Annotated in this window: 8 protein-coding genes; 4 read left to right on the top strand and 4 right to left on the bottom strand. The window is 55.1% G+C overall.

The window, feature by feature from the left end; translation table 11 throughout:
- Position 1: 1 nt before the first annotated feature.
- From H7849_RS02875 to H7849_RS02865, 3 genes are read right to left on the bottom strand one after another with little or no spacing between them, the layout of a single operon-like run.
- The gene (locus H7849_RS02875; RefSeq protein ID WP_432756520.1) at positions 2 to 3,112 is read right to left on the bottom strand and encodes an efflux RND transporter permease subunit; all 3,111 of its coding nucleotides are present in this window, start codon (positions 3,110 to 3,112) and stop codon (positions 2 to 4) included.
- The gene (locus tag H7849_RS02870) at positions 3,109 to 4,416 is read right to left on the bottom strand and encodes an efflux RND transporter periplasmic adaptor subunit (RefSeq protein WP_186743992.1); all 1,308 of its coding nucleotides are present in this window, start codon (positions 4,414 to 4,416) and stop codon (positions 3,109 to 3,111) included. The genes H7849_RS02875 and H7849_RS02870 overlap by 4 nt, the downstream gene beginning before the upstream one ends.
- Positions 4,417 to 4,421: 5 nt before the next feature.
- Positions 4,422 to 5,759: a TolC family protein gene (locus H7849_RS02865; RefSeq protein ID WP_186743990.1), complete on the bottom strand. Its 1,338-nt coding sequence runs from the start codon at positions 5,757 to 5,759 to the stop codon at positions 4,422 to 4,424.
- Between the two features lie 181 nt (positions 5,760 to 5,940).
- Here H7849_RS02865 and H7849_RS02860 point away from each other — a divergent pair, with 181 nt between their 5' ends.
- The 3 genes from H7849_RS02860 to H7849_RS02850 are packed head-to-tail and all read left to right on the top strand — an operon-like array spanning position 5,941 to position 8,818.
- Complete coding sequence (locus tag H7849_RS02860) at positions 5,941 to 7,149, top strand: Re/Si-specific NAD(P)(+) transhydrogenase subunit alpha (RefSeq protein ID WP_186743988.1); 1,209 nt, start codon at positions 5,941 to 5,943, stop codon at positions 7,147 to 7,149.
- The gene (locus tag H7849_RS02855) at positions 7,146 to 7,442 is read left to right on the top strand and encodes an NAD(P) transhydrogenase subunit alpha part 2 (protein WP_186743986.1); all 297 of its coding nucleotides are present in this window, start codon (positions 7,146 to 7,148) and stop codon (positions 7,440 to 7,442) included. The genes H7849_RS02860 and H7849_RS02855 overlap by 4 nt, the downstream gene beginning before the upstream one ends.
- Positions 7,439 to 8,818, top strand: coding sequence for an NAD(P)(+) transhydrogenase (Re/Si-specific) subunit beta (locus H7849_RS02850; RefSeq protein ID WP_222439757.1), 1,380 nt, complete (start codon positions 7,439 to 7,441; stop codon positions 8,816 to 8,818). Before H7849_RS02855 ends, H7849_RS02850 begins: the two co-directional genes overlap by 4 nt.
- A gap of 23 nt (positions 8,819 to 8,841) precedes the next feature.
- Here the strand turns inward: H7849_RS02850 and H7849_RS02845 are convergent, their stop codons facing one another.
- Positions 8,842 to 9,801 carry a sugar phosphate isomerase/epimerase family protein gene (locus tag H7849_RS02845; protein WP_186743984.1) on the bottom strand — a complete coding sequence of 320 codons (960 nt, stop codon included), beginning with the start codon at positions 9,799 to 9,801 and terminating at the stop codon, positions 8,842 to 8,844.
- Positions 9,802 to 10,152: 351 nt separating this feature from the next.
- On the opposite strand from H7849_RS02845, the gene H7849_RS02840 reads away from it, so the two are divergent.
- Complete coding sequence (locus H7849_RS02840) at positions 10,153 to 12,099, top strand: glycoside hydrolase family 88 protein (RefSeq protein ID WP_251106572.1); 1,947 nt, start codon at positions 10,153 to 10,155, stop codon at positions 12,097 to 12,099.
- The last annotated feature ends 4 nt before the right edge of the window (positions 12,100 to 12,103 follow it).

Here is a 12,103-nt window from a genome sequence, read left to right as displayed (position 1 = left end):
TCTAAATCAGCTCCCGCGTACGGTTCCTCGTCAGCAGATAATAGACAACCGGCGTAACAATCAGGCTGAGCACCATGGAAATGCAAAGGCCGCCAATGACCGCGATGGCCAGCGGCTGAAGCATCTGCGATCCAGAGCCCAACGCAAACGCAAGCGGCAGCATTCCACAGACCGCCGCAATCGCCGTCATCAGGATGGGGCGGAATCGGCGCTGTGCGGCGTGCATCATCGCTTCTCTCGGGCTTGCTCCCTCGGCGCGGAATTTCTCGTCTGCATCGAGCAGCAGGATTCCGTTCTTGGCTACGATGCCAATAACCATGATCACTCCCATGAAGGATGCGACGCTGAAGGTGGTTCCAGTAATGAGCAGTGCGATGACAACACCTGAAATGGAGAGAATCGACGACGTGAGAATCGCGACCGGCGCAGAAAAATTACGGAACTCGGTGAGCAGCACACCGAAGACGAGAGCGAGAGCAAGGAGCAGAACACGCATCAGGTCGTGAAAGGACTTCTGCTGTTCTTCGTATGTCCCTCCGTACTCGACGCGCACGTTGGGTGGCAAATGTAAATTAGCGACGGTGCGACGAACCTCTGCCATTGCGCTTCCGAGGTCAGAACCCTCCAGCCGTCCTGTAACTACGATCTGCTGCTGCAGGTTTTCGCGACGAATCTCGTTTTGTGGTGGCAACTGTTCGATGTCTGCCAACGAGCCCAGAGTCGCAGTATGCCCTGTGCTGCTGTTGAAGACGGTATTTTGAATGGCATCCAGTGAGGAGCGCTTCTCATCGTCGAGGCGCACACGGATGGTGTAGGGACGGCCATTCGCGATGAGAGGCTCGGTAGGAGTGACTCCGTCGAGGATGCTCGTCGCGTCTTCAGACACTTCCGTCGGCGTGAAGCCAAGCCGCGCAGCAATCGTGGGATTTACCCGGAAATTTGTCGCGGGGCCACTGATGGTGTTCTCAATACCATCCTGAACATCGACGACGCCTTTGATTTTGCCGATGGCTTCGCCTACCCGCGGGCCCAACTGATTCAGTAGGGCCTGATCATTTGCGAATAACTTGATCTGAATCGGCTCGGGCGCGTTGGACAAGTCGCCAATCATGTCCTGCAACACCTGTGTGAACTCAATGTCGAGTTCAGGTTCGGTCTTTTTGATCTGATCGCGTACGTCTGCCATGACTTCATCAATGCCACGGTCGCGCTTGCTCTTCAGTTTTACGGTAATGTCGCCTGTGTTGGCCTCTGTCACTGCAGCAAAACCCATTTCCAGACCTGTGCGGCGGGAAGTGCTCTCGACCTCAGGCGTCGCGCGAAGGATTCGCTCGACATGCTCAAGCACGCGGTTTGTTTCCGTCAAGGAACTGCCGGCAGGCATAATGTAGTCGAGAACGAAGCCGCCTTCATCCATCTCAGGCAGCAGATCGGAGCCAAGTCCCTGATAGGCGAACCATGTCGCTAATACGAGGATGGCACATCCTGCGGCGAGAAGCAGCGGATTGGAGAGCGACCAGTTCAGTGCGCGACTATGCCAGGTAAGAATACGACCCAGGATGCGTCCCGGTTCCTCATGACGCGACGACGCTCTTGTGTCGTTCCGCTCGCGCAGCAAAGCAAGGCTGAGCCCAGGCGTCCAGGTCAGTGCAAGAAAAAGCGAGGTGAGCAGCGCTGCGGTCATCGTAACGGCCAACGCACGGAAGAAGCTGCCGGTTACTCCAGTCACAGAAATCAACGGCAGAAAAACAACTACAGGCGTGATCGTCGACCCGACGAGTGGCACGGTGATTTCCCGCAATGCCTTGCGCACGGCTTCAACACGACTCTCTCCAGAATCCCGATGGAGAACGATATTCTCAACGACGACGATCGCGTCGTCGATGACGAGGCCGATAGCTGCGGCCAAACCGCCGAGGGTCATCAAGTTGAAGCTCTCGCCAATCAGCCATAGAAAGAGAATTGTAACTGCTACGGTGACGGGAATCACGAGGCCCGCAACAACAGAGGATGTCCAATCGCGCAGGAAGAGGAAAAGGATCACGCAGGCGAGAATAAGCCCGATAAGAATCGCATCGCGCACGCTGGAAATGCTCTCTCGTACCAGCTGCGATTGATCGTAATAAGGCTCAAGCCTGACTCCTGCAGGCAAGGTTTTCCGCAGCTGCTGCACTTCGTCTGCAACAGCATTTGCAACGGCAACGGTGTTGCTCGCGGGCTGACGCGTGATGTTGAGCAACACAGCGGGTTTGCCGTTAGCCCTCACGACGGTATACACCGGCATCGTTGCTGGCTGCACCGTAGCGACATCTGTAACTCGTACGGGCGCGCCACCTGGAGTCGTTTTTATGACGAGCTGACCGAGACTCGCAACATCGTGTACCTGGGCACCAACCAGACCAAGAATCAGCTGATGGTTTTCCTCATAGAGACCGGGAGAATCGATGATGTTGGATGCTTGAATCGCACTCACCAAGTCGGAGATTGTGACTCCGGAAGATTGCAAGCGCGCAAGATCGGGAACAACGTGATACTCGGGCACCTTGCCACCCTGCACCGTAACGGTGCTGACCCCTGTAACCCGATTCAGCGGCGGCTTAAGCTCATACGTTGCCAGCTCCCAGAGCTGCGTCTGAGAAACGGTATCCGATGTGAGACTGTATCCGAGGATGGGAAATGTCGCAAAGGTTAGTCGCCTTGTAGTGATGCGCGCCGTTGAAGGCAGCGTCTGCTCGACCTTGGCCAATGCCGCGTCAACTAACTGCAGCGTCTGGAACATGTCCACATTCCAGTCGAAGAAAAGACTGATTTCTGCTGATCCTCGGCTTGTAGTGGAGCGGACGGTCGCCAGGCCGGGCACACTATTGATCGCGTCTTCGATCGGCTTGGTGATCGTGACCTGCATCTGCTCGACCGGCATTACCCCGTTATCGACGCCAATAACTACGCGCGGAAAATTTGTCTCGGGAAAGACAGAGATCGGAACCTTGAAAGCCAGGTAGATTCCCGCGACTGTCAGAATGACTACGAAGAAAAAGATCGTCCGAATCGCACGCTTCAACCAGAAGGTCTCTGCGACTTCAGTGCGTTGGATGGAAGCACCCGTGATCACTGGTCGTCTCCGCTTTTTGCCGCAGATGGCTTGTCTTCACCGGAGGCTGTGGCCAATTTCACTTTCGTCCCGTCATCGAGACCGTATGCGCCCTCGTTGATGACGAGATCGTTCGTCGATAGGCCGGTCGTGATTTGCACCTCACCCGCGTCCTGAACACCAACGTCTACGGTCTTCTTGTGAGCCGCTCCGTCTGCGCCGACAATCATTACAGATTTGCTGCCGTCCTGAGCCGTAAGGATGGCGGCGGTTGGGACCTTCAGTGCGTTCTGAATGGCCTTGCTTGCAATCGCTGCGTGAACGGGGGTTCCCACTTTGATCTTGCCGTCCTTGTTGTCTATCCGCAGCCATACTTCAACGGTTGTACTGCCGGGATCGAGCGCGGGGCTGATGAGCGAGACTTTCGCAGGCACGGGTTCATCGAATCCCGGAACGGTGATCGATGCGGAATCCCCTATCTGCAGGCGCTGCGCCAGTAGCTGGGAGATGTGAATCTTGGCCACCAATGCCGATGTGTCCATCACTGTCAGGAGCGGCGCGCCGGTAGTTGCTGTTTCACCGGCGAAGAGTGGACGATCGGTAACGACTCCGTTGATAGGACTGTGAATTTCCGAGTAGCTTACCTGCGCCTCGGCACCCATGTACTTGCCCTTGGCAGATGCCAATTGCCCTTGCGCCTCTTTGAGAGCTGCCTCGTGGCTGACGGTTGTCATCGATTCAAGATGCTTTTTCGTGGTGTCATATGCGGCCTGGGCCTGTACTAACGCGGCCACGGCTGTATCCAGATCGCGTCCGGGGATTGCGCCTTCGGCAAAGAGTTGTTTGCGACTATTCACGATGCTCTGGTTTAGCTCGAGATTCGCCTTTGCCTGTGTGAAGTCCAATTCTGCTTTTTGATAGTCCTCGGGAACCTGTGCCTTGGTGGACGCATCATATGCGGCCGTTGCCGCGGTGAAGCTTCCTTCATTATCAAGAGCTGCGGCCGTCAAATCGCGGTTTTCAAGAGTCGCCAGCAGTTGACCTTCTTTCACATGCGAGCCGCGCTGCACATAAAACTTGGTGACCGGGGCACTGATCTTTGGCGCAATGGCGGCTTGCGCCAGCGGTGCAAGCACAGCATCCGCTGTGACATGGGCGGAAATGGGGCCCTGCGTCGGGTGCGCTGCCTGCACGTCTACCTGAACTTCAGGTGCAGTCTCTTTCTTCGAGCATCCGGCACTTGCAAGTATCAGAGCGAGCAAAATACCAATCAACAACTCTCGCTCGTAGCGTAGTGCCCGTTTCTTGTCTATCAGTTCCCTCATGCGTCTCACAATGTTCCTGTCAATGTCTGAAGATTGGCCAGCGCGGCTCGATAGCGAACAACTCCATCCTCACGCGCATTCTCGGCAGTTGTGAGAGCATTTTGCGTATCCACAACTTCCAGCACCGTCGCTTCCCCGCCGGTGTATCTAAGCTTGGTAAGGCGCAGACTTTCGGCGGCCGTCTGCGCACTTTGATCGAGGGACGCCAGTTGATCGTGAGCGGCGGTCGCCTCACTGTAGGCTTCTTCCAGATTGGCAATCAGTCGCTTCTGCGTCGCGTTAAGAGCTACGCGAGTAGCATCGCGGCGGATTTCACTCTGCTTCACCTTGTGCTGTGTTGAGAGCCAGTCCCAGACGGGGATATCGAGCGTCACACTACCGGAATAACCAAGATTCCTCACCCCGTCCGGCCCATTCACGGCAAACTGTGGAGCATCAATTCCGTAAGTAAAGTTGAGCCCCAGGTCGGGAAGATAAGCAGCACGCGCCGCTTGCACCTCAGCGTCGCTTTGTTTCAGAGCGGCCAAGGCGCTCCTCAGGTCGGGATTATTGCTGGTCGCCGCGGCCTCGACCGCAGCACGGGTCGGAACTTCAGGTACGTTTTGATCCGTTGCTAACGTGTAAGGAGTACGCGGATCAGGGAAAAGGAGAACTGCCAGCTCCAGCTTTGCTCTTTCTGCGACGACGTTTGCATCTGCCAGATCCCGGTGCCGTTGCTGCTGCTCCAGTTGCGCCTTGACGACGTCGGCATGGGCTGCCTCGCGTGCGGCCTCCCTTTTTCCAGTCAGATCAGCAAACGAGTCCGCTTCGGCCGCGGCCCGTTTGGCAACTACGACTTTTTGATCGGCTGCAATCGAACTGTAGTAAAGATTCACCACTGTCTCGACCAGACCTCGACGCGCCACCTCAAATTGCGCATCAGCAAATGCCGCGGCTGCGCTGGCGCGCTTCACCTCTGCGAACTGGGCAAACCCGACTGTCTCATTCACGATGCCCTGGCTCGCGTATTCGCGCACTGCGTTGTTGGCGATAAAGCGGGGAGATGGCTGCGATCCGACCCCCTGACCTGCTTGATTCTGTTGTCCGTTGGGCTGAGTGTACAGAATCTGGTTGTGGTACGTGGCAGTGGGTAACAAGGCAGCTCGCGCAATCGAGCGATCAAGGCTTGCGGCCTTGCTTTCGGCCGCACTCGCCGCAAATGCGGGTTCGTTGGCCTGCGCGCGATGAATTGCCGCATCCAGAGTGATGGCAATCGGGCCAGCCGTCGGGGATGCATTCGCGTCCGCCTGTTGAGACCAGCATGTTGTAATACCGAAAGTTGACAGGGTCAACAACATTAACATGACGGCCTGTATCTTTTTGGTTCGAAAGCCCATTACAACCTCAGCGTATGGTTAAAACCTTAAGTTCGCATGAATGAGATGTAGTGCGCCACTCTTGAGCATGCCAGATACTGCGACTACAAACCTTTCCGCGAAGGTAACACGTCAAAGAGTAAGAAAGACTTGCCAATGGGCGTCGAAAATGACTACCTTGGCTCCGGAGGTTGGATTGCCCGGGACCCTAGGAACTCCACGAGAGACTTTTCCTCAGGAGCGGCGCGTTGCCCTCATCCCCCGCCATTGTGAGGTGCTGAAGAAAGCCGGACTTGAGGTCATTATTGAACAATCGGCAGGCGTAGCAGCCGGATTTCCCGACGAGATGTATGTCGCGCGAGGAGCCCGCATTGGCACTCGCGAAAACGTATTTGGCGAATCGGACATCGTCGCCCAGGTTCGCTGCCTCGGCGCAAATCCTGAGGGGGGGCGCGCGGATCTGGAACTGCTACGGCCTGGTCAAGTCTTAATCGGCTTTGGCGAGCCGCTTACGTCCTTCCAGGAATGTTCGCAACTGGCATCGGCTCGTGCATCTCTGATTGCGCTTGAACTTATCCCTCGCATCACCCGCGCACAGAGCATGGACGCCCTCTCGTCCATGGCGACAATCTCCGGCTATCGTGCCGTCCTGATGGCTGCAAGTCAGTTGCCAAAAATGTTCCCTCTATTGATGACGGCTGCGGGCACTCTTACTCCGGCAAAAGTCTTTGTGCTGGGAGCAGGCGTTGCCGGCCTTCAGGCGATTGCAACAGCGAGGCGACTGGGAGCAGTGGTTTGCGCATATGATGTCCGTCCTGCGGTAAAGGAGCAGGTGGAAAGCGTGGGCGCCAAGTTTGTCATGCTCGATGTAGACGCGAAGACCTCAGAAGACAAGGGCGGATACGCCAAGGCGATGGACGAAGATTTTTACCGTCGCCAGCGCGAATTGCTGACTGAGGTACTGCGCGAGCAGGATGTTGTGATTACGACCGCTGCCGTGCCGGGACGTAAGTCACCCATCCTGATCACGGCCGAAATGGTTTCGGCGATGCCCGCAGGTTCAGTGATTGTTGATATTGCAGCAGAACGCGGCGGCAATTGCGAACTCACTAGGCCCGGTGAAACTGTCGTGGACAATGATGTAACCATTCTCGGACCGCTCAATCTTCCCTCGCTGGTTCCGAATCATGCGAGCCAGATGCTTTCGGCAAACATCGCTGCGGTTGCCAAGCTGCTCGTACGCGATGGGAATATTTCGGTCAATCTCGATGACGAGATCATTCGTGAGTCACTGGTCACGCATCAGGGAAAGATCGTGCATCCCCGCGTTGCCGAATTGCTGGGCGCGGCTCAACTTACCGGCGAGGTCAAACCATGAGTTCATATGAAATCGCCCTCTGGGTGTTCATGCTGGCGGCGTTTCTCGGATTCGAATTGATCCGCCGGGTATCGCCTTTACTGCATACACCGCTTATGTCCCTGACAAATGCGATATCGGCGATCGCAGTGGTTGGAGCAATCCTCATCACGGGCGCAAAAGAGGCGACCTTGCTCACGCGCGTACTGGGATTCACCGCGGTCGTGCTCTCTACCATCAACGTGGTCAGCGGATACCTCATTACGGACCGCATGTTGAAAATGTTCAAGAAGCGGGGTGCTGAAAAGAAATGATGGAAAGCATCTTTCCCGCTTTATATATCCTCGCTGCGGCCAGTTTCATTCTTGCCATCAAGTGGATGAGTTCGCCATCTACCGCCCGCCGAGGCGTGATTATCGGTGAAATCGGAATGCTGCTCGCAGTTGTGGGAACTCTCTTGCGGGCAGAGGTAGTCTCCTACCAGTGGATATTTATCGCCTTCCTCATCGGCTCGGCAATCGGCGTTCCCATTGCCTATTACATGCCGATGACCGCTGTGCCACAGCGAACTGCCTTCTCGCACGCCTGCGGCGCTCTGGCTGCGGCACTCATCGGGGCCGCTGAATACTATCGGCAGATGCCGCACGGCGTCGTGATGATCGCGCTGATTGTCGAAATGCTGCTCGGCTTTCTCACATTCACGGCCAGCATGATGGCCTTCGGCAAGCTGCAGGAAGTGCTGCCCCAGCGCCCAATCACGTACCGTGGGCAGAATTTCGTCAACCTCGGCATCTTTATTCTGGCTGTCATAGTCGGTATTGCGCTGATTCTTTCGCCTGAGCGCACGTGGCTGTTTCCCATCTTTGCTGTTCTGTCTCTCGTCTTTGGTGTCCTGCTCATCATTCCCATTGGGGGCGCGGATATGCCAACAGTCATCGCCTTGCTCAATTCTTATGCAGGACTCTCCGCCAGTGCGATGGGCTTCGCCTTCGATAACAAATTGCTGATCGTTGCGGGTGCGCTCGATGGATCTTCCGGGTTCATCCTCGCTGTGATTATGTGCAAAGCGATGAACCGGTCTTTCAGCAACGTTCTATTTGGCGCGTTCGGTACGATTCAGACCACTACAAAACAGGCCGTGGCACGCCCAGTGCGCTCGGCTTCCGCTGAAGAGGCGGCGGAGATTCTTCATTCAGCTCGCAAGGTCGTCATCGTTCCCGGATACGGCATGGCTGTTGCGCAGGCGCAGCACAAACTGCGTGAATTGTCCGATATCCTCACGAAACGCGGTATCGAAGTGACTTTCGCAATCCATCCTGTCGCAGGACGCATGCCCGGTCATATGAATGTCCTGCTCGCGGAAGCCGATGTGCCCTACGACAGGCTCATCGAGATGGAGGACATCAATCCTGAGTTTCCGCGCACGGATGTCGCGCTAGTGATCGGCGCGAATGACGTTGTCAATCCTGCGGCGCGATTTGAGAAGAACAGCCCTATCGCCGGCATGCCGATTCTCAATGTCTTTGAGGCGCAGACTATCATGGTGATCAAGCGCAGCATGAACCCGGGCTTTGCGGGTATCGATAACGATCTTTACTATCTGGATAAAACGCTCATGCTCTTTGGCGATGCCAAGAGCTTTGTCTCCGGCATCGTCAAAGAACTGAATGCTGTTGCGGCTGGTTCTTAAACGAAGCTATTTTCGATCTTCGTTCAGCAGGATATATCGGCCTTCTTCAGAGAGTCTTTCAATCCCTGCATGCTGATGCGCGTCGACGCTTCCGGCGTACCTGCTCCGCGCCAATGCGTCTCCAGACTCACCGCATAGTGGTAGCCGTCATGCTGCAAGGCTCGGAACTGTCCAACCCAGTCCACGACACCTGAACCGACAGCGGCCCACTCATACTTTCCATCTGGCTTTCGCTTTACGTCTTTGCAATGGCAATGACCGATGCGTTCCATCGGCAGTAGATTGTAGCCATTCGGATACGGCGTGTTGTCCGGGAACGTTGCCGCATTGCCGGGATCCCAGTTCAACATGAAATTCTTGTTCGGAACCGCATTCAGAACGCCGACGGCCTCTTCCGCTGTTCCCGTGTTGCAGGCCATTTCGTTTTCAAGCAGAAGGATGAGATCGTGCTTCGCACACTTCTCCGCCGCTTCCCGCAGCTTGTCATTCATGGCTGCGCGATATGGTTTCGGATCGTCAAGGCGCCAAAAGTCAAAGCACCGGATCCGATCGGTATGAAAGGCCTTCGCCAGTTCGATGCAATGGTCGAGCAGCGTATCCTGCTGCTTGAAATCATAGTCAGCATGAAACTGATCGCGCTTGGGGCTGTTCTTCGAAAGCGGCGCTCCCGGCCAATCCACTTTAAACAGCGGGCTGGCGATGTCGGTAACGCGCAGTTTGTACTTTTCCAGAATCTGCTGCGCGTCGGCGATCTCTTTAGCGTTGAGTTCGGTGATGTTCTTCTTCCACATGCCGCGAAGTTCGATCCAACTAAGCCCAAAATCCTGAGAAGCGATCTGGCACGCGCGGTCGAAGTCTTCCGTCAGCTCATCGTTAATGACAGCCAGGCGAAATGGACAGCTCATACTTGCCCAGGCAGACGAATTTGCCAGCACACCGGTTGCGGCCAGGCCGAGAAGAAATTCACGACGCGATGCGGACATCGACCGCACCTCCAAAACGAGCTGAATCAACTTCAGTAAGGTTCATCAAAATGACTCCAGGCGAAAATGGATTACTTCAAAATCATAGTTGAACAGAAGTCAGGCTTCATACCGATCAACGGTATGAAGCCCAGACTAAATCCTTTTCCGTGATCTGCCCGTCACTTTTGGCGTCGCAGGTGCCTAGATTTCTACGTGTTTCTTGTGGTGTCTCCGTCAGCGAGACAGAATCGCAGAGCCTTGCAGACACAAGCTATTCGCATTTGATACATCATTCTTGTGACTACAGCGCTCTTTGCTGAATCGCCGCTGATGAACTCATCCATATTGATCTTCTTGTCTCAGAGAAATATGCCTCTTCGACGGGGCACTCGCGGCTGGGTTGTATTCTTCATTCTGTCTCTCTTGCTGTGGACAGGACTCCTACAGCAAGCAAGAGCGGACGAACTGCCGTGGTCACAGCGGATGGCTGACTCGACCATCAAGCGCTGGCCGAAAGGAAAGTTCGTTTCAGACGACAAGCCCTGGGTCTGGAATTACGAGTTAGGCGTTCTACTACAGGGCATGAATGACGCGTGGTATCACTCAGCAAACGGCGCCTACTATACCTACATCAAGGAATCCATCGATCCGTTTATCAATGAAGACGGCTCGATCTCGACTTACAAACCGGAGAACAATGCGCTCGACGATCTCGTGCTCGGCCGCGAGCTGCTCCTTCTCTACGAAGTAACGCAGGATGCGAAATACTACAAGGCTGCAATGCTCCTTCGGCAGCAGTTGAAGGAGCATCCGCGCACTTCGGATGGCGGATTCTGGCATAAACAGCGCTATCCGCAGCAGATGTGGCTCGACGGTCTCTACATGGCGGAGCCCTTCTATGCGGAATATGCTGCCACCTTTCATGAACCGCAGGACTTTGAAGATATTACGCAGCAGTTCGTCCTGATGGAGAAACATTCGCGCGACCCAAAGACCGGGCTTTTGCATCACGGATGGGACGAAACCAAGACGCAAATATGGGCAGATAAGACGACGGGAATTTCTCCGAACTTCTGGGCGCGCGGCATGGGGTGGTACATGATGGCCCTTGTCGACACACTTCCCTACTACCCTGACAACGACCCAGGCCGGGAACAACTGCTGGGCATATTGCAGCGGCTTGCCACCGCCGTTGCGAAATATCAAGACAAGAACAGTGGTCTTTGGTATGAGGTAGTCGATAAGGCGGGCTCGAAAGACAATTACTTCGAATCCTCCGCTGCCTGCATGTTCACCTATGCGTTCGCCAAAGGTGTCAGGCTCGGATATCTCTCTACAAACTACTCATCGACCGCAGCACGCGCCTATCAGGGAATACTGAAGCAATTCGCAAGAGTAGATTCGACGGGAGAAGTTACACTCACCGAAACGGTGAAAGCTATAGGTCTGGGCACTGACAAGGTTCATGATGGAAGTTACTCCTACTATGTAAGTCAGGAAGTTATCAGCAATGACCCAAAGGGCATCGGCGCCTTTCTGATGGCCAGTACTGAGATGGAGGCAGCACAGACGGCCGCGCTGGGCCACGGCAAAACGATTCTCCTCGACGCATGGTTCAACAGCCAGATGCGCAAAGATGCAACCGGGCAGATGGTCTCCTACCACTACAAATGGAATGACTTTAGCAACAGCGGCTATTCCCTCTTCGGTCATCTGCTGCGGGAGTACGGCTTAAAGACGGACACGCTCTACGAGGCTCCGACTGTACAGAACCTGAGTAAGGCTCAGATCTATCTCATCGTCTCTCCCGACAACCTGAACTGGAATAAAAACCCACATTACATGGACGCCGACTCAGCCGCGAGAATCGCCGAGTGGGTCAAACAGGGCGGCCTGCTGGTCATCATGGAGAACGATCCGAGTCATGCGGACATTGAGCATCTGAATACTCTTGCGGAACACTTCGGCATGCACTTTAACAGCGTGCTGCGCAATGCTGTCGACGGCGATCATTATGAAATGGGAAGAGTTGACGTTAATGGCGATGGTCCTATCTTCCGCGCTCCTCATATCCTTTTTATGAAGGAGATTTGCACGCTGACGCTCAACCAGCCTGCCACTGCAATCTGGCACAACAAAGGCGATGTGATGATGGCCGAAGCGCAGTTCGGCAAGGGCAAGGTGATTGCCTTCGTCGATCCCTGGCTTTACAACGAATACACCGACGGAAGAAAGCTGCCGCAACCTTATGACAATCTTGGAGGCGGCAAAGAATACGTTCGCTGGCTGCTGGAGCAACTTCCGGGAAAGCATTAATGCA

Origin of the sequence: Alloacidobacterium dinghuense (assembly GCF_014274465.1) — a bacterium.
Classification (GTDB): Bacteria; Acidobacteriota; Terriglobia; order Terriglobales; family Acidobacteriaceae; genus Alloacidobacterium; species Alloacidobacterium dinghuense.
The sequence above is the reverse complement of the archived record's forward strand: the minus strand, read 5'-3'. Positions and strand labels throughout refer to the sequence as shown.